The sequence below is a fragment of the Spirosoma agri genome, from assembly GCF_010747415.1.
In the GTDB taxonomy this organism is placed as follows: domain Bacteria; phylum Bacteroidota; class Bacteroidia; order Cytophagales; family Spirosomataceae; genus Spirosoma; species Spirosoma agri.
This window is the reverse complement of record NZ_JAAGNZ010000001.1, coordinates 2,471,041-2,489,536: the sequence shown is the minus strand read 5'-3', so window position 1 is coordinate 2,489,536 and position 18,496 is coordinate 2,471,041. Positions and strand designations below refer to the sequence as shown.

At 52.4% G+C, this 18,496-nt stretch carries 13 protein-coding genes; 9 read left to right on the top strand and 4 right to left on the bottom strand.

Going from position 1 to position 18,496, the window contains the following annotated elements; translation table 11 throughout:
* The first annotated feature begins 12 nt into the window (after positions 1-12).
* The 3 genes from GK091_RS10260 to GK091_RS10250 are packed head-to-tail and all read left to right on the top strand — an operon-like array spanning position 13 to position 3,814.
* On the top strand, positions 13-981 hold the full coding sequence (locus GK091_RS10260; RefSeq protein ID WP_212592951.1) for a glycosyltransferase: 969 nt from the start codon (positions 13-15) through the stop codon (positions 979-981).
* Positions 982-996: 15 nt separating this feature from the next.
* Positions 997-2,292 (top strand): hypothetical protein, encoded by a 1,296-nt coding sequence (locus GK091_RS10255; protein ID WP_164036994.1) that lies wholly within the window; start codon positions 997-999, stop codon positions 2,290-2,292.
* A complete protein-coding gene (locus GK091_RS10250) occupies positions 2,282-3,814 on the top strand; it encodes an MBOAT family O-acyltransferase (protein ID WP_164036992.1) in 1,533 nt (510 codons plus the stop codon). The genes GK091_RS10255 and GK091_RS10250 overlap by 11 nt, the downstream gene beginning before the upstream one ends.
* Positions 3,815-3,946: 132 nt before the next feature.
* Here GK091_RS10250 and GK091_RS10245 read toward each other — a convergent pair whose 3' ends face one another.
* The 3 genes from GK091_RS10245 to GK091_RS10235 form a co-directional block, all read right to left on the bottom strand.
* The gene (locus tag GK091_RS10245) at positions 3,947-5,659 is read right to left on the bottom strand and encodes a GMC oxidoreductase (protein ID WP_164036989.1); all 1,713 of its coding nucleotides are present in this window, start codon (positions 5,657-5,659) and stop codon (positions 3,947-3,949) included.
* An 81-nt stretch (positions 5,660-5,740) separates the two neighbouring features.
* On the bottom strand, positions 5,741-6,256 hold the full coding sequence (locus GK091_RS10240) for a gluconate 2-dehydrogenase subunit 3 family protein (RefSeq protein ID WP_164040698.1): 516 nt from the start codon (positions 6,254-6,256) through the stop codon (positions 5,741-5,743).
* Positions 6,257-6,445: 189 nt separating this feature from the next.
* Positions 6,446-8,008 (bottom strand): serine hydrolase, encoded by a 1,563-nt coding sequence (locus GK091_RS10235; protein ID WP_164036986.1) that lies wholly within the window; start codon positions 8,006-8,008, stop codon positions 6,446-6,448.
* Between the two features lie 195 nt (positions 8,009-8,203).
* On the opposite strand from GK091_RS10235, the gene GK091_RS10230 reads away from it, so the two are divergent.
* The gene (locus tag GK091_RS10230; protein ID WP_164036985.1) at positions 8,204-9,706 is read left to right on the top strand and encodes a M28 family peptidase; all 1,503 of its coding nucleotides are present in this window, start codon (positions 8,204-8,206) and stop codon (positions 9,704-9,706) included.
* A gap of 144 nt (positions 9,707-9,850) precedes the next feature.
* Here the strand turns inward: GK091_RS10230 and GK091_RS10225 are convergent, their stop codons facing one another.
* Positions 9,851-11,212 carry a DUF3300 domain-containing protein gene (locus GK091_RS10225; protein ID WP_164036983.1) on the bottom strand — a complete coding sequence of 454 codons (1,362 nt, stop codon included), beginning with the start codon at positions 11,210-11,212 and terminating at the stop codon, positions 9,851-9,853.
* A gap of 318 nt (positions 11,213-11,530) precedes the next feature.
* Here GK091_RS10225 and GK091_RS10220 point away from each other — a divergent pair, with 318 nt between their 5' ends.
* The 5 genes from GK091_RS10220 to GK091_RS10200 all read left to right on the top strand — a co-directional run bounded on the left by GK091_RS10220 (position 11,531) and on the right by GK091_RS10200 (position 18,489).
* Positions 11,531-12,706, top strand: coding sequence for a serine hydrolase domain-containing protein (locus GK091_RS10220; protein WP_164036981.1), 1,176 nt, complete (start codon positions 11,531-11,533; stop codon positions 12,704-12,706).
* Between the two features lie 185 nt (positions 12,707-12,891).
* Entirely contained in the window at positions 12,892-15,567 is a 2,676-nt protein-coding gene (locus GK091_RS10215) for an MGH1-like glycoside hydrolase domain-containing protein (protein WP_164036979.1), read from the top strand.
* A gap of 68 nt (positions 15,568-15,635) precedes the next feature.
* Positions 15,636-16,187 carry a GNAT family N-acetyltransferase gene (locus tag GK091_RS10210; RefSeq protein WP_164036977.1) on the top strand — a complete coding sequence of 184 codons (552 nt, stop codon included), beginning with the start codon at positions 15,636-15,638 and terminating at the stop codon, positions 16,185-16,187.
* Positions 16,188-16,339: 152 nt separating this feature from the next.
* Positions 16,340-16,888: an L-threonylcarbamoyladenylate synthase gene (locus GK091_RS10205; protein ID WP_164036976.1), complete on the top strand. Its 549-nt coding sequence runs from the start codon at positions 16,340-16,342 to the stop codon at positions 16,886-16,888.
* An 83-nt stretch (positions 16,889-16,971) separates the two neighbouring features.
* A complete protein-coding gene (locus GK091_RS10200) occupies positions 16,972-18,489 on the top strand; it encodes a CCA tRNA nucleotidyltransferase (protein WP_164036974.1) in 1,518 nt (505 codons plus the stop codon).
* The last annotated feature ends 7 nt before the right edge of the window (positions 18,490-18,496 follow it).

Genomic DNA, 18,496 nt, shown 5'->3' with positions numbered 1-18,496 from the left:
CCACCCACTACGTTGGACAATACTACCCATTCACTGCCTGACCGAATCAATGTCGTTATCCCGCTTTTCAATGACTGGCTGGCAGTAGGTCTTCTTCTGGAACGCATTCGGTCAGTTGTCGATGAACCCCTACGCAACCGGTTGGCGTTTTTGATCGTTGATGATTGCTCGGCCATAAACTACGAGACCCTGCCCGCAGGAATCGGAAAATCGTTGTCCATACTGCGCCTGTTCCGGAATGTTGGTCATCAGAAAGCCATCGCCTTGGGACTGGCCTATCTGGCCGATCAGACCGATCAATATCCTACCATCGTAATGGATTCAGACGGGGAAGATCGGCCCGAAGATATCGTCCATTTGGTTCAACGTGGGCTCGACAAACCGGGACACGTTGTTTTCGCCCATCGCGCCAAGCGCCACGAAAGCCTGACCTTCCGGGTGTTTTATACCATCTACAAATCGGTGTTTCAGCTGCTGACGGGCAAGGTTATTACCTTCGGCAATTTCAGTCTGATACCGGCCAGTCAGTTGCGAAAGCTCGCTCACGTATCCGAAATCTGGAACAATTATCCAGGCGGTGTCATCCGATCCCGGTTGCCCTACACGGCGGTACCGCTGGAGCGGGGGCGTCGGCTGGCCGGTGAATCGAAGATGAATTTTGTCTCGCTGGTGCTGCATGGGTTAAGTGCGGTATCTGTCCTCATCGACACAACCGCCGTACGGCTGGCCCTGTTTTGCGTTATGATGGTCGCGGCTTCCATCGTTGGCATCAGTATTTTGCTGTACCTGAAATTTTTCACCAATACATCCATACCCGGCTGGACGAGTTACCTGATCTTCTCGTTCCTGATCGTTATTTTACAGGCTTTCCTGATTTCACTGCTGCTGGTATTCATCGTTCTTTCGTATCGGATACAGCCGCAGTTCATCCCCGCCCGGCAGTTCAACGATTTTGTCGAACGGGTCGAGCGCGTTTACTGATCGTTCACAAAGGTTATGAGTATTGTCTATATCAAAACGGCGGTTTCCGTTGCCCTGGGGCTCTTTTTGCTCGGGATACTCTGGCAGCGATCCACGATTACCAGTACGTTGCAACGCACTGGAACGTGGGCTCTCGACGTTTGCTGGCTTGTATTTCGACTGGTTCCTTTTCTGATTACCTACGTCGTACTTGACTACCGGCCTCAGTCCGATGTAGCCACGTTCTACTTTCCAATCGGCATGTCGGCGTTGGAAGGTGGCGTCCCCTACCGCGACGTATACAGCTGCTACTCACCCCTGTTTGGCTATTGGATCGCACCCTTTCTGAGTTTGTGGAGCGATATGCGCATGGTCGTGCTGGCCATGATGGTCGTTGAAGGGCTCGCCGTCCGGTTAACGTTTAGGTACTACCAGACGCAAGAATCACTGGGCGAACGACTGTTCCGGGGAGTATTCTATTACGCCTTGCCATTACCCTTTGTGATGTGCGTTTTTAGCGGACAGGAAGATGTTATTCTTTGGTTGTTCGTCTTACTGGCTATTCCGTTAATGAATTCGCGGCCCTTTGCGGCTGGGCTGGTGTTGGGTCTGGGCATGGTAGCGACAAAAGCGGTATTCATCTTACTGCTTATTCCCATCTGGCTCCTGAGCTTGCGGAACGTGCGGTTCGCTGTCTGGTTTACGACCGGACTCTTGGCGGTGGGTATCCCCGTCATACTTTTCGTGTATTGGAAAGCTGGCTTTCCGTTATTCATCGAGCAGCAATCGCATGAGGGCGACTATCTGAAAGCCCCCAACTGGCGGTCAATTCTTAATCCGTTCCTGACCGATGGGATGCGCTCGGCAGTGAATGTCTGGAAATGGGGCGGATTATTGGTCACGATGCTGGTTATGTTAGCCGGTGTCTGGCGCATTCATACGACGCGTAGCAACTGGCGTTATCAGGACTATTTACCATTTCTTTACATCCTGACCTACAGTGTCATGAGCGTGGTACAGCAAAACGCCATCAGCAACTACGCTTACCTGTTCATGCTCCCGCTGGTCTTTACCCTGCTTGATTTCCGGCGGACAGGATTTTGTGTTGCGCTGATTGGCTTTACCATTCTGGCGGCTATTCATCCGTCGTTGTGGTGGCGACTCGGGGAGCCCTATTACGATCGGCTGTCCGCCCTTGGTACGCCCACGGCTGCGCTGGAATACAGTATTGAAATTCTGATATTGATTGGATTTATCTATTACGCCATTCAGGCCATGAACGCACTGCGCCGACCCAAGCCGGTTGTGCAGGCAGAATCCTATGCTGTTTAACTCGCTCCAGTTTTTACTGTTTTTTATTGTCGTTACGCTTAGCTACTTCAGCTTAAAGTGGCAGGGGCGCTGGATCCTGTTGCTGGTAGCCAGTTGCTACTTCTACATGGTGTTCCGGCCAGCGTATATTGTTATTCTGCTGCTGACCATCGTAATCGACTATATTGCCGGTATCTGGATCGAAAAAACACGGGGTCAAACCCGAAAATGGCTGCTCATTGTGTCGTTGGTAACGAATGTCGGCATTCTTGCTTTTTTTAAATACCTTGGTTTTTTTACGGAGAATTTATCGCTGCTCTTTGAGCATCTGCATATGCCCGCCATTGCCAACGGCGTCTTTTCGATCGGCAATCGGGTCTTCGTGAAGGTGTTGCATTTGTTCGGCGAAAATGGCATTTCGTCGTTTAAAGACAACATGAGTATTCTGCCCGTTGGCTTGTCCTTCCATACGTTTCAGGCCATGAGCTACACGATCGAAGTGTATCGGGGTAATCAAAAGGCAGAACGGCATTTCGGCATCTATGCGCTTTACGTGATGTTCTACCCACAGTTGGTAGCTGGACCGATCGAACGTCCGCAAAACGTACTATGGCAGTTTCACAAACAGTTTCCTTATGATGCCGAGAACGTAAAGGCCGGGCTGATGCAAATGGCGTTCGGCCTGTTCAAGAAACTGGTCATTGCCGACCGGCTGGCGATGCTCGTCGATCACGCGTATGGCAATCCGGCTGAACACAATGGTCTCACGTTGCTGGCAGCTACGTTCTTTTATACGATTCAGATCTACTGTGACTTTTCGGGCTACTCCGACATTGCCATCGGGGCCGCGCGGGTAATGGGATTCGATCTGATGGAAAATTTCCGAACACCCTACATTGCGCAATCCGTCTCGGAGTTCTGGCGTCGCTGGCACATCTCCCTGTCGACCTGGTTCCGGGATTATCTGTACATTCCGCTCGGTGGAAACCGCAAGGGTGAGTTCCGGCAATACGTTAACATGCTGATTGTTTTCCTGGCTAGTGGTCTCTGGCACGGCCCCAACTGGACGTATGTCATCTGGGGTGGTCTGAATGGATTTTATCAGGTGCTGGCCGTGCTGCGTGATAAGCTACTGGCCCGCCTGGGATTCAGCTCGACTCCACCCCGACAGGTAACCTCACCCGCCAGCGAACCCCAGGCAAACCGGTCGCCGGTGCGGATTGTGTTTAATGTGCTGACCACCTTTGTGCTGATCATGCTGACGTGGGTGTTCTTCCGGGCCAGAAGTGTGGGTGATGCGTTCCTGATTCTGCAACGAATTGCCACGCTCTCCCCCAGCGATCACATCGATAGCCCGATGAACGCCACTGAGATGTGGTTCAGTCTGTTTCTGATTGTCTTTCTGCTGGTCAAAGAATATTTCTACCTCTACATTCCAACGCGAAATACCGTCCGGTTCGGGGTAATTTTTGTCCTGATCACGTTCGTGACCTATCTGTTCGGTGTCTTCTCCTCCAATCAGTTTATCTATTTCCAATTCTGATTTGTAGCCACAGCTGGGCCAAGATCCCACTTGACTTGGCCAATATGCTTACAGGCATAATCACTTTGTAGTAACAGCAAAAAGCCGCTCACTCTCGTGAACGGCTTCTTTACCATTAAAAAACTAAGTCACTTATACCAAACCCTTCTTCATCGCTTTTACGGCGTAATCGACCGAACGGGCGCTCATGGCCATGTAGGTGAGTGATGGGTTTTGGGTCGATGTTGAGGTCATACTTGACCCGTCGGTTACGAACACGTTTTTGACGGCATGGAGCTGGTTCCACTTGTTGAGCATCGACGTTTTCGAATCTTTGCCCATTCGAACGCCACCCATTTCGTGGATATCCAGACCTGGATTCCGGTGGTCATCACGCACGCGGATGTTAGTGAACCCGGCCGCGGTGAACATCTCGGTCATTTGCTCCTGATAATCTTTGATCATTTTTTCATCGTTGTCATCGTAAGCAATCGAGATTTTCAACTGCGGAATGCCAAACGGATCTTTCTGCGCTTTATCGAGGGCAACGTAGTTCGTTTCTTTTGGAATGGTCTCGCCCATCATGTGCGAACCAACATACCAGCCGCCTAACTCCGGATTCAACAAGTTCTGCTTCAGATCGGCCCCAATGCCCTCCTGATTGGAACGCGACGAGCGACCGGCCGAGAAACCAGCGGCATAGCCCCGCAGAAAATCCGTTTCCTGCTTGTGTACGTTCCGGAAACGGGGAATATAGGGACTGTTCGGACGGCGACCGTCCGTGGTCGAGTCAAGGTTACCATCGTACTGGGCTGAAATACCCGCCCGGTAATTGTGGAAGGCAACATATTTACCCAACACGCCACTATCGTTACCCAATCCGTTTGGAAAACGATTCGAGGTCGAGTTTAACAAGACCAGATTTGAATTCAGCGCAGCCGCGTTCAGGAAGATGATGCGGGCGTAGTATTCTTTCATTTGCTTCGTGTTCGCATCGATGATTCGAACGCCCGTTGCCCGACCCAGTTTCTCGTCGTAGATGATCGAGTGCACGACCGAATCAGGACGCAGGGTCATTTTGCCCGTTTTAGCCGCCCAGGGAATTGTCGAGGAATTGCTGCTGAAATAACCCCCGTATGGACACCCCCGCTCACAAATAGTCCGGTGCTGGCATTGGCCCCGACCCTGCTGGAGGTGAACCGGTTGTGGCTTGGTAATGTGAGCCGCCCGGCCCATAATCACATGCCGATCTTTATATTTACTGGCTACCTGTTTCTGAAAGTGTTTCTCCACGCAGTTCCATTCGTGCGGAGGCAAAAACTCACCATCGGGCAGCGTATCCAGACCATCTTTGTTGCCCGTAATACCGGCAAACCGCTCCACGTAGCTATACCAGGGAGCCAGATCAGCATACCGGATCGGCCAGTCAACAGCGAATCCATCACGGGCGGGACCGGTAAAATCGAAGTCGCTCCACCGTTGCGTCTGCCGCGCCCACATCAGCGATTTACCACCAACTTGATACCCCCGTATCCAGTCAAACGGTTTTTCCTGGATGTACGGATGCTCGGCGTCTTTCACGAAAAACTGCTGTGACCCTTCGTAAAAAGCGTAGCACTTACTGATAATCGGGTTAGCATCTTTGACTTCTTTGGTGAGCTGTCCCCGGTGATCAAACTCCCAGGGCTGCATCATTGTCGTTGGGTAATCCGTCACGTGCCGGACATCGCGACCCCGTTCCAGAACGAGCGTGCGTAAGCCTTTACCGGTTAATTCTTTAGCTGCCCAGCCGCCACTGATACCGGAACCGATTACGATCGCATCGTAGGTATTTTGTGCGTTGGCGTCAATATTCAGATTTGCCATATTGAAAGGATAATCGAAAGGGACTGTTGAACGCTGGCCATTGACGATTCGCACGTCCGCTGGCTAACGTCCCGGACCCCGTTATTTAGTTGGAGAAACGGCTTTGGCAACAACGGGCACGCAGCCATGATAGTAACCGGGAACCATCTGGTAATGCGTCAGATTGGTCATGACGTATTCAGAGTTTAGATACCCCCGAATGGTAAGCCCTTTTACCAGCGAATAGAACTCCTTCTGAGCTGGCTCCGCTGACTGCGAAAACTGCGTCAGTAGGGCCGTACGCTGGGCAACATCCCCTTCACGAAATGGTTTGCCAAAGGTTTTCTGCGCTTGCGCGTCTACGGCATCGAGTCCATTGCGAAACAGTTCCTGTGCGGGTTTATCGTAGCAATCCGCGACAATTTTCTGGATCAGTTGATGCACCTTCAGCTCCTTCGCGCTCGGCGTGTCGGTCGCCGGAATAATGGTTTCGGCAATATTGGCGAGCAGTTCGTCCTGGCTGGACGAGAGATAGTTATGAGTCAACCCGACTGTTTCGGCAGTCCAGTTACTGGCCCAGGCAGGTAGGCTGATGAGACCACCAGCCGCCATAGCCATCGATTTAAGCGCACTACGTCTTTCCACAGCAGGTTCGTATTCAGTTCAATTTACTCCATCAAATATACAAAAGGAACGAGATTAAACCGATATACGTGCCTGGTCAATTCGCCTGATCGCTACTAGCCACCTTTCCGGACCCGTCAGCGGTGTAGTTTGCAGCTGCGGTTCTGGTATACGGCGAACTAACTACTTTCCCCCCACAACGGATTTCCCCGATGCATCCGACACCTTTTCCAGCTCAGCCCCGTTCCAGAGCAGTTTGTCTACCTTACCCTGCGTATCTACCGTAAAGCTTACCGGGTCAGTACCATTCCAGAATTGATCATACGTTAGGCGAAACGTATCGAAATGCCAGTGGTCGAGCTTACCCGTCATTACTTTATTGAATGACACGTACAGGGTAGTCTGTCGGATTGTCACCTCGGTCTGTCCGTAAAGCGGACTGGTGTAAGTGCCTACATAGGCTGTTAGTGGTAACGATGGTTTTGTATGCAGCACCCGCATGCTGTCGGCTCTGCGTCCGGCCAGTTGCTCTTTTTGTTTGATACCGCCGTACAGTTTAAGGAATTCGGCACTCCAATCGCGGGGCGACCCCAGCCCAAATTCGTCGAAAGCCCGGAGCATGATCGCGTGGCGCAGTTCGGCATGATCCAGATTGGCCTGGACATAGACAGCCAGTTTCTGGTCGGGGAGCTGTCCGTGTATGGCAGTCATACCAGTGAGACTTCCCGTATGAAAATTGATCCGGTGTCCTCGATAATCCTGCTGAAACCAGCCCAAGCCGTAGGTTTTCCAGACCGGTTTCGTCAGTTGTTGGGTCGGGTAAAACTGGCTGTCCGTAACGAATGTCTGTGGCTTGAACAGCTCTGCCCACGTGGCTGGCTTGAGCAGCGTTTTTCCGGCAAAACGGCCACTGTCGAGCATGCATTGCATCCAGTTGGCTACGTCGTCGGAGCATGTCCACACCGACCCGGCGGGCCCTATGGCATCGACTAATCCTTCTTCAAGCCGGCTGTTGACCAGGCGAACCGTATCGTTCAGTTCAAGGTGCGGTTTGGCCCGGTTAGCATCAGTCACCTCCCGAAACAGAGCCTGCGTCCGGCGCATGTTCAATGGCTCAAAAATGCGTTTGCGGATGAATGTTTCCCACGGCATTCCACTCACACTTGCGATCACCTTCCCGGCGGCCAGATACATAATATTCTGGTAGATAAAACTCGACCGAAACGAGTAAACGGGTTTTATGAGCCGCAACCGGTGAAGAATTTCGTCAGATGGAATCTGCATGCCAGCCCACAGAAAATCGGTATTACCGACACCCGTATTGTGAATCAGCAAGTCACGTACCCGCAACTCACGGGTGACCGCCGGATCATATAGTTGAAAATCGGGCAGGTATTCTGTTACCGGATCGTCCCAGTTGAGCTTGCCCTCATCGACGAGCATACCCAGGCAAGCCGCTGTCATCGCTTTCGTGGTCGATGCCATAGCGAAAAGCGTCTGCGTATTGACCGGTTCGCTTGGTGCAGTCCCCACTTCGCGAACACCATATCCCTTTTTGAACACGACCCGACCGTCTTTAACCACCGTCACCGTAAGCCCCGGCACTTTCCAGTCACGCACGGCTTGTTGAACGTACCCGTCGAAGCGAGCGACAGAATCAGGTGCCACTTTTGTGGACTGGGCCGAAAGAGATTGTTCGGATAAACGACCAACAAACAGGAACAAAACGAGGAAGAGCTGCTTCATAGCAACCAAGATAGCGATTTCCGTGTGTAGAAACGTAATACCTTGCCGGTCCGGTCTCTACACACGGATGGTTTTTACATATTACAATCGGTTCCAACCAAACGATTCTTGCGAATTGCTGACGCACAGGAGACGCAAGGTATTGCGTCTCTACGTAAATTTGTTTTCACCCAATCATCAACGTATAACGAAACAATGATTTATCTGAATTTCAGGCAGATTCAACGGGTTATGGCCAGTGTCGCAACCTTGTTTGTACTCGCATCACCTACGATTGGGTATGCTCAGTCAAAGGCTAAATCCACCAATGCGGTGTCGGCCATCAACGAAAGCGACATAAAACGCGATCTTTTTGCACTGGCGGGCGATCATTTTCGGGGTCGTGAAGGGGGCTCACTCGATGAGTTGAAAGCATCCGTCTGGATCGCCGATCAGCTTCGGGCAATGGGGCTACAACCCGCAGGCGACGACGGTACGTTTTTTCAGTTCTTCCACATTCAGCGCACGCGCATAACCGAAACCAGCCGGTTGACCATCGGCTCGCACCAGCTCGTCCACGGTCAGGATGCGTTCATTCTGGCTCCCGCCATTGCGTCGGTCGATGCGCCACTGGTGTTCGTCGGCAAAGGGTCGCCCGCAGAAATGGCTAACGTAGACGTAAAAGGAAAAGCGGTAGCCATCGAGTTTTCGGGCTCGGCCCCGGCAGAGTTGAGCTATCGCCGGTTTTTGTTCGGTACGATGAACCGCCGGGCGGCAGAACTGGTTAAAGCTGGTGCGTTGGCCGTGATCTGGGTTTCCGATAAAGAGGCACAGTTCTATTTCGATCGCTGGACAACGGGCCTTGAGCGTGGCCGCTATGATCTGCCGGGCGGACCGAATACCCGCGTTTTCTCACAGGCTCCCACCGTATGGCTTCCGGCCAGTGCGCTGGACTGGATCAAACAGCCGAATCAGCAGTTTACAAACGTCGTTAACGTCGAGAGTTTCAATTACCCGTCGGTTAATATTGTTGCCAAAGTGCCGGGCACCGATCCCAAGCTCAAAGATGAGTATGTGCTGTTCAGCACTCACCAGGACCACGATGGCGTACGTCGGGCGGTAGCGGGTGATTCGATCTGGAACGGTGCCGACGATAACGCCAGTGGGTGCGTAGCTACCATGGCCATTGGCCGCGCCTTTGCCAAACAACCAGGGAAACGGTCGGCGTTGATCGTGTTTCACGGCGCCGAAGAACGGGGGCTGCTCGGATCACGCTATTATGTGGAGCATCCAACCGTGCCCAAGGGCTCAATCGTAGCAGTGCTAAACGCCGAGATGATTGGTCGTAACGCGCCCGATAGTGCGGCTATTCTGGGGCAGCAGCCACCACACCGGAACTCGACCGATCTGGTCAATGCCGCTCTGGCGGTCAATCAGTCCGACGCTCATTTCAAACTGGATACGCTGTGGGACAAACCTGAACATCCGGAAGGCTGGTATTTCCGGAGCGATCACCTTCCCTACGCGCGGGCCAACGTGCCAGCCATTGCGTTTACGACGCTGCTCCACCCCGATTACCACACACCCAAAGATGAACCCGACCGCATCAATACGGCCAAGGTGACCCGCATCGCCAAATGGATCTACCTGACTGGCTGGGATATCGCCAACCGACCACAACGGGTTCGAGTAGATGAAGGCTTTAAGCTGGAACGGTAACGAAAACAGACATATGCCGTATCTTGAAGATACGGCATATGTCTGTTTTCGTTCTCAGATCAACGCCAGCAACATTTACTCCGACGAACGAGCGCCAAATCCCGAAGATTTGGCGCTCATTTTACTTACACCAGAGCTCCCTGCTTACCGGCGGCCACCACCGTGAAAACCACCGCCACCGTGGAAGCCTCCTCCGCCAAAGCCACCACCACTGAACGAACGGGCACCACCCCAACTTTGGGCATGATAGCTACCCGCATTAGCGTTTTGATAGCCACCACCGATCGTGCCACGGCTCATATTGGTCCAGGTCCGGGGACGATTGTATTGACCAGCATTCGTTAACCAGTTGGCCCGGGCGTTTCCAGTTGGGGGACCAAAAGCCCGATGCGCAGCGGACATAAAACCCGCGTTTCCAGCAGTCCAGATTCGATGTTCGCCAATGTTATGACTGTAGTAGGTATTAAATCGGTTGTACAGGTGCGGATACGCGATATTCCCCCGACCAAAGAACCAGTTTGAAAACCCTAACGAAGGCAACCCAAAGACGACCATATTACCACCAAGTCCGTAGTAGAAACCCGTTCCGTACCACCACGCCGATGGATACCACATGGGTGATGTATACCAGTAGGGATAGCCAAACCAGAATGGGTACGGATTCTGATAATAGGCCGTGCTGTTTACCCACGCCGGATTAGGATTGATACCGCCCGTGTAGCCATTCGCCTTCGCATAGGCCTGTCCAGCCTGCTGCAATTCCTGAGTAGCCTGCGGATCGTTTTTCAACTGATTCTGGTAATCGGCCAGTTCCTGCTGATTCTGAACCGTTAAGCTATCGTGCAGGGCCGTCAACTCGTTCATAACCTGATCCGGATTGGCCCGGTACGCTTCGCCCAGCCGCGCCGTTTTGTCGATCTGATCGGTAAGTTGCGTCAACACATCCGGCATGTCGATCAGTTCACGAAACGCACGCTGGGTCGTCACATCCAGCGGTTCAATGAGGGCATCAAACGCCTGTTGTGCCTGCTGATTCAGGTTATCGACCTGCACCAGATCACCGTAATGATGGCGGTATACTTTCCAGGCCGATTGCTGCAACTCGGCAGGCATTGCTTTGGTGAGCTGGTTCACGGTCGATTCGCTGGAACCCATTGGTAAGGTCGCCAGCGCGTGTACCACATCCGGATACCGGGATAGGTCATAAAACCAGCCCTGTTTGGTCTGCCCGTAGGACTGGATCTGGTTCGTGAAGGCCTGCTGACTTGATGCGCGCTGTTGTGCCAGACTGGCCAATACCTGCGGTTGTTCACTAACCAGTAAAATAGACCGGCGAACATCATCGCGATACGGTGCAATACCAGACACAATCGATTGATCCATACCGACAGCAGGTTGCTGATCGGTTTCTGTAGTTTGAGCACTGGCGGATTGCCATCCCACGACCAGCAGACCCGCTGCAAAGAGCAGGGTTTTGGTCGAAACAAGTTGACTGAACGCTCTCATGGTTGATAACTTGGTTACGCTTTTTTATCTTTCTCAACGACATTTACCGACTCCGATCCGTTGTCTATCAAGACTGATCTGTACCGAATCGAGTGTCGTTTATCGTTCGTATCCATAACAGCAGCGGGCTCCAAAAGGAGTACACTATCGGTTAATCTTCCGTTAAAAAAATAAGATACCAAAGACTGGATTGGAGTTGATAAAGAAGCTTCCCGTTCTCACGTCTTGAATAGCTGGATTTTCCTCAAATCGGCTAACTTCGGGACTTAATTCCCTCGGCTGGTAGCTATACCAGCAAGCGTTCACTCAGACTAACGCATGACTTCTCCTCGTTTTCGAAAACTTCCTCTTTTCGCGTTCGCGCTGGTTACGTTGATGGCCTGCCATCGCCAGCCTTCGACATCGAGCGTCTATTTCCCGCCAAAAGGCAACAACTGGACACACCTTTCTCCCGAAAAAGCGGGTATGGATGCGGCTTTGCTGGAACAGGCGGTGGCGTTTGCCAAAACACAGGAAACAACCCAGATGACGCCGAATTTTTCCACGCAGGAAGCGATCTTTGGTAAACTGCTTGGGCCGATGCCGGGCAGTCGAGCGGCCACGAACGGCATTGTGTTACGACATGGCTATATCGTGGCCGAATGGGGCGACACGCAACAACCTGATCCGACCTATAGTGTGGCGAAAAGCGTATTATCTACAGTAGCAGGCATCACGGTTGAGCGTGGTATGATTGCCGATGTTCATGACCCGGTTGCTAAACTCATCCACGACGGTGGCTACGACTCGGAACAAAACAAGAACATTACCTGGGAAAACCACCTTCAGCAAACCAGCGAATGGGAAGGAACGCTGTGGGGTAAGAACAGTGATTTTGTTGGTAAGGAAGCCTTTGGGAAAGGCGAACGCAAGCCCCGTACGCTTCAGAAACCCGGCACCTACTACGAGTACAACGACGTTCGCATCAATCGCATGGCGCTCTCGCTGCTTCGCCTGTGGAAGAAACCGCTGCCTAATGTTGTGCGCGACGAGATTATGAACCCAATCGGCGCATCGAACTCGTGGCGGTACGTGACCTACCCGAATGCCGTTGCTGATATCGACGGCAAATCCATGCCGTCCGTTAGCGGGGGCACGCGCTGGGGCGGAGGGTTGTGGATCAACGCCCGCGACGAAGCCCGGTTCGGCCTTCTTTTTCTGCGGCAGGGGCGCTGGGAAGATCGTCAGCTGGTTTCGCCCGCCTGGGTAAAACAGGCAACAACGCCAAGCCCGTTTGGTCCAGACTATGGCTACCTTTGGTGGCTCAACACAGGAACAAGTCAAACGGGGAAGAAAGCCTGGCCTGATGCACCTACTACCAGTTTTGCGGCTATCGGCGCGGGGTCGAACACCATCTGGGTAGACCCGGAACATGATATCGTTATCGTCTGGCGGTGGCACAATGGCAATCCAAACGAATTGATCAAGCGGGTGCTGGCTGCGGTCAAAAAATAAAGAGACCGGTTTCCGAATTGTCAGTCTAAAGGATAGGCAACGATAACTTCCAGAACATAGCTTCTAATCAACGAGTTAAGAATAAAAGCTTTTATTATCATTTTCCGGACTCAACAACATCGGTCTGGCTTTATTTTTGAATACAACCAATTGGTATAGTATTATCTACCCTACCGTACAATAAAATGCCAACAGCAGAACGCGAACGAATTTACGAGCGAGCCGACAATAAAGGCTGGAAGAAGTGGGGTCCTTACTTGTCTGAACGCGCCTGGGGTAGTGTCCGTGAGGATTATAGCCCGTACGGTGATGCCTGGAACTACGTCACACATGATATGGCCCGCTCCCGCGCTTACCGCTGGGGCGAAGAGGGAATTGGTGGTATTTCTGACAACAAAGGACATATCTGCTTCGCGCTTGGTTTCTGGAACCACAAGGACAACATCATCAAAGAGCGGCTTTTCGGCCTGTCAGGACCCGAAGGTAATCATGGCGAGGATGTGAAGGAACTGTACTATTATCTGGATAGTACGCCGACGCATTCGTACATGAAAATGCTTTACAAATATCCTCAGCAGGAATTTCCGTACAACCGGCTCGTAATCGAAACATCGCGTCGGGGGCGTCAGGAACCGGAATTTGAGCTGCTGGACACGGGCATTTTCGATAACGACGAATACTTCGACATCTTCATCGAATACGCCAAGAGCGATCAGAACGATTGGCTGGCCAAAATAACGGTCCATAACCGGTCGGCGGAGGTAGCCCCGCTGACGATCCTGCCTACCCTGTGGTTTCGGAATACCTGGGCCTGGGGCTATGAACAGTACAACGCCCGACCGATGCTGAACGGTATTGGCAACAAACAGATCGAGGTCAACCACAAGCAGTTAGGCAAGTACAAGCTCTATTGCGAAGACGCCGATGCGCTGCTGTTCTGCGACAACGATACCAACACGGATCGGCTCTATGGCCGTCCGAACGTGGCAAAATACCCGAAAGATGCCATTAACAACTTCATCATATCGGGGGGCAAAAAAAGCTTTATCAATCCAAACCAGATTGGCACAAAAGCGTCGGCTCAATATGTCCGGCAGGTTCCGGCAGGCGGTAGCGTTACCATTCGCCTTCGGTTCAGTGACCAGACGCTGTTAAGTCAGCCCTTCGGTGATTTTGATGAGATCTGGAATAAACGGCTCGACGAAGCCGATGCTTTCTTTGCGGATCTGCAAAAGAACGTGACCGATCCGGAGCTGCTCGCCATCCAGCGGCAGGCCTACGCGGGTATGCTCTGGAACAAGCAGTTCTATTATTACAACGTCAACGAGTGGCTCAAGGGCGACCCGAAGATGCCGGTGCCTTTCCAGGGGCGGGTGTATGCCCGTAATGAAAACTGGCGGCATATGTACACGGCCAACATCCTGTCAATGCCCGACAAATGGGAATACCCCTGGTTTGCGGCCTGGGACTTGGCCTTCCACACACTGACACTCGCCCGACTCGATCCGCACTTTGCCAAGCGGCAGCTGGCCGTTATTCTGCGGGAATATTACATGCACCCGAATGGTCAGATTCCGGCCTATGAATGGAATTTCAGCGATGTTAATCCTCCCGTCCATGCCTGGGCCACCTGGAAAGTATACGAAATTGACCGCGATCTGAACGGAGTCGGCGATGTGGCTTTTCTGGAGCGGGCTTTTCACAAGCTACTGCTGAATTTTACGTGGTGGGTCAACCGGAAAGACGTATCGGGCAATAACATTTTTGGCGGTGGCTTCCTGGGTCTCGACAACATCGGTGTATTTGACCGGTCGCAGCCGTTGCCGATGGGTGGCCGGATCGAGCAGGCAGACGGCACGGGCTGGATGGCCATGTATACGCTCAACATGCTGCGGATTGCCTGTGAGATTTCGCTGACCCGTCCGTCTTATCAGGACATGGCCAGTAAATTTTTCGAGCACTTCCTGCATATCGCGTCGGCCATGAATAACCTCGGCAAGCAGAACATCAGTCTGTGGGATGAGGTCGATCAGTTCTACTACGATGTGCTCCACACGCCCGATCAGAACGCGCGATTGCTCAAGATCCGGTCGATGGTTGGCTTGATTCCGTTGTTTGCCGTCGAGATTCTGGACGAAGACTTACTGTCGAGATTACCCGATTTCAAACGCCGGGTCGAGTGGGTACTGACGAACCGTCCTGATCTGGCGTCGCTCATCTCGCGCTGGCACGAACCGGGTAAGGGAGAAACCCACCTGCTCAGTTTGCTGCGTGGGCACCGGATGAAAATGATCCTGAAACGGATGTTCGACGAAACCGAATTCCTGTCCGATTACGGTATCCGCGCCCTCTCGAAATACCACGAGCAAACGCCTTACCAGTTCGAGCTGAACAGCGAGATTTTTCAGGTACGCTATGTACCCGCCGAATCCGAGATGAGTATGTTTGGTGGAAATTCCAACTGGCGCGGGCCCATCTGGTTTCCGGTTAATTTCCTGCTTATCGATTCCCTACTGAAGTTTTACCAATACTACGGTGATGATTTCGAAGTAGAATACCCAACCAATTCAGGCCAGGTCATGAGCGTGAAGGACGCTACGGTTCAGGTTGCCGAGCGGCTTATCAACATTTTCCGACGCGGTGCCGACGGTCGGATTCCGGCCTATGGCTTCGACGAGAAAATGCAGCATGACAAGAATTTTCAGGGGCTGTATTTATTCTATGAATACTTCCACGGCGATAATGGAGCGGGCCTCGGTGCTAACCACCAAACCGGCTGGACAGGGCTTGTCGCTGATCTGATCGAATACTGGTATAAGTATCAACCGGCAAACATGCTGACGACGGGCACAGAGAAATAAAGCCGAAACAGCCGACAGCTAACTAACCATTAGCTGCCGGCTGCCCGTTAACATTGTTTTTTGTTCACATGATGTCGCCCGTTCGTACAGCCCGTTTGCAGTTAGTGCCTATTGATCTTCCGATTTACGAAGCTCTTTTTGTGGGTCCTCCCGAACTCAGCCAGCACCTGTCTATCCGCGTGCCCGATGTGCTGAGCGAGTTCGGTATGGACATCTTTGATTACACGCGAGCAAAACTGGAAGTGGACCCGAGCGAAGGACCATGGTGGCTTTATTTTTTCATTCACCGGGCCGATAACGCCTTGATTGGGGTCGGCGGTTATAAGGGCAAGCCGGATGAGAACGGAATGGTTGAGATCGGGTACGAGATTTATCCGGACTACCGGGGCCAGGGTTTAGCGACGGAAACGGCCCGAGGGCTTATCGACCGGGCTTTTGAGCATCCCGACGTAACCCTCGTAAAAGCCCATACGCTCGCCGAAATGAGCGCTTCGGTACGTGTCCTGGAAAAATGTGGTATGGTATTTAATGACGCGTTCGATGACCCGAACGATGGTCCGGTCTGGCAGTGGCAGGTCAAACGGTCTTACCTGAATCGCTCCGAACTGGCTCTCCGATAGCCTGAAATGGCAAATTTTCAGTTCACGGACTAGCGAACAAGCTGACGCGTCGGTGCGGTTTTTCAACTGGCAAAACCAGCTCCTTGACGACTCCTGAAAAGTTCGTGACGCGGTATTTATAAACTTGGCGTATTTTTGCGGGTTAATTCGTCATGACCACAAACATCCGCGATATCGCTTACCAAATCCGGCAGGGCCAGCTCATTGCACTCGCCGACGAAACGGGCTGGTCTGTAGCCGCCGATCCGACCAATGATTCCGCCGTTGAGCAGCTGCTCACGCTCCGGACAGTCATGCCTGCCGAGCTGTCACCCACTGTTGTCATTCAGAATGCCGATCAGTTGGGGTTATATGTGGCTAAACTGGCTGACATCGCGTATGATCTGGTCGAATTCTCCGAAATTCCACTGACGGTGATTTACGATCAGGGCAAGAATGTATCGACACGGTTGTGGCCACTGGCAACTCCCCCTCTGTTGACGGGCGAAATTGCCGTTCGGCGTACCCTGAATGCCGACATCCAGCGACTCATTGGTGGGTTCGGTCGGGGATTGTTGACGATTCCGTTTGAATCGCTGACCCTCCCAGCTCAGGCAGCAGCCCTTACTAAAGAACGATTTGGCACCTTACCTGCCATGCCCCGAAAAACGCGCCTCATGCGACTAGGCGTTGGTGGCGAGGTGAGTTTTATACGAAAATAGGGCTGGTTTCAGCATACCGTTCCGGTGCCATTGCTACGGTCGTCCAGCTTAGAGCCGTATCCTGAACACCAACTACCAAAACAATGAATTTCAGCGACACATTACATGAAAACCCAATATTTGACAGTATCGCCCGCGAGGCCGACAAGCTCAGTGTGCAGGCTTATGTGATCGGTGGGTTCGTACGTGACTTAGTGCTACAAAGGCCCTCGAAAGATATTGATGTGGTCTGTGTTGGCAGTGGGATAACACTGGCAGAAGCCGTTGGGAAAACGCTTCAAACGAACGTATCGGTTTTCCCTAGTTTTGGCACGGCGATGCTACGGACAACGCATGATCCGAACCGCGCCAGTGGTACCGATTGGGAAGTCGAGTTCGTTGGCGCTCGCAAAGAATCGTACCGTAGCGAATCGCGGAAACCGATTGTCGAAGATGGCACCCTCGAAGATGATCAGAACCGGCGTGACTTCACCATCAACGCGATGGGCATTAGTCTGAATGCCCCCGATTTTGGCGAGCTTATCGATCCGTTCGACGGCCTGAAAGACCTCAAACGCAAGCTTATTCGCACCCCGCTCGACCCCGACATCACGTTTTCCGATGATCCGTTGCGCATGATGCGGGCTATCCGGTTTGCCGCTCAGCTCAACTTCGACATTGAACCCGACACGTTCGATTCCATCGTGCGCATGAACGAGCGGATCAATATCGTATCGCGCGAGCGGGTAACCGATGAGCTGAACAAAATCGTGCTGGCCCCAACACCGTCCTACGGGTTCAAACTTTTGTACCACGCTGGCTTACTGGATCGTATCTTCCCGGAACTGATCGCGCTCAAAGGTGTTGAAACGATTGAGGGCAAAGGGCATAAGGATAATTTTTACCATACGCTGCAAGTCCTCGATAACATTGCCAACCGGACCGATAAGTCACCCATCTTGAGCGACAACGAGCTTTGGCTCCGCTGGGCGGCCCTGCTGCATGACATCGCGAAACCAGCGACGAAACGCTTCGATGCTAAGGTGGGCTGGACCTTTCACGGTCATGAAGATATGGGAGCCCGCTGGGTTCCGGGTATTTTCCGGACGATGAAATTGCCGCTTAATGAACACATGCGTTTCGTTCAAAAGCTGGTTCGGCTTCATCTGCGCCCTATCGCGCTCACCAAAGAACAGATCACCGACTCAGCATTGCGCAGGCTTCTGTTCGATGCAGGCAACGACCTTGACGGACTTATGGCGCTTTGCCGCGCGGACATCACCTCGAAAAATTACGAGAAGGTACAGAAACACCTGCGCAACTTCGACCGGGTTGAGCGCAAACTCCTTGACTTGGAAGAGCGCGACAAACTGCGCAGTTTTCAGCCGGTCATCACGGGCGAGCTGATCATGGAAGCGTTCAACATCCCGCCATCCAAAGAAGTTGGTGAAATCAAAACCGCCATTCGGGAAGCGATTCTGGACGGCGTCGTACCCAATAACCTCGACGAAGCGTTTCCCCTTCTGATTGAAGAAGGTAAAAAATGGGGATTAACACCTGTAAAAGACTTGTCGGAGTTACGTGTTAGTGCACTATCAACCGAAGATGAAAAATCTGTATAACTGACTC

Excerpts from the sequence above, each read along its gene's own strand:
- GK091_RS10205 (WP_164036976.1), top strand. The coding sequence starts at position 16,340 with ATGACCACAAACATCCGCGATATCGCTTACCAAATCCGGCAGGGCCAG.
- GK091_RS10210 (WP_164036977.1), top strand. The coding sequence starts at position 15,636 with ATGATGTCGCCCGTTCGTACAGCCCGTTTGCAGTTAGTGCCTATTGAT.
- GK091_RS10220 (WP_164036981.1), top strand. The coding sequence starts at position 11,531 with ATGACTTCTCCTCGTTTTCGAAAACTTCCTCTTTTCGCGTTCGCGCTG.
- GK091_RS10230 (WP_164036985.1), top strand. The coding sequence starts at position 8,204 with ATGATTTATCTGAATTTCAGGCAGATTCAACGGGTTATGGCCAGTGTC.
- GK091_RS10215 (WP_164036979.1), top strand. The coding sequence starts at position 12,892 with ATGCCAACAGCAGAACGCGAACGAATTTACGAGCGAGCCGACAATAAA.
- GK091_RS10250 (WP_164036992.1), top strand. The coding sequence starts at position 2,282 with ATGCTGTTTAACTCGCTCCAGTTTTTACTGTTTTTTATTGTCGTTACG.
- GK091_RS10225 (WP_164036983.1), bottom strand. The coding sequence starts at position 11,212 with ATGAGAGCGTTCAGTCAACTTGTTTCGACCAAAACCCTGCTCTTTGCA.
- GK091_RS10235 (WP_164036986.1), bottom strand. The coding sequence starts at position 8,008 with ATGAAGCAGCTCTTCCTCGTTTTGTTCCTGTTTGTTGGTCGTTTATCC.
- GK091_RS10240 (WP_164040698.1), bottom strand. The coding sequence starts at position 6,256 with ATGGCTATGGCGGCTGGTGGTCTCATCAGCCTACCTGCCTGGGCCAGT.
- GK091_RS10255 (WP_164036994.1), top strand. The coding sequence starts at position 997 with ATGAGTATTGTCTATATCAAAACGGCGGTTTCCGTTGCCCTGGGGCTC.
- GK091_RS10245 (WP_164036989.1), bottom strand. The coding sequence starts at position 5,659 with ATGGCAAATCTGAATATTGACGCCAACGCACAAAATACCTACGATGCG.
- GK091_RS10200 (WP_164036974.1), top strand. The coding sequence starts at position 16,972 with ATGAATTTCAGCGACACATTACATGAAAACCCAATATTTGACAGTATC.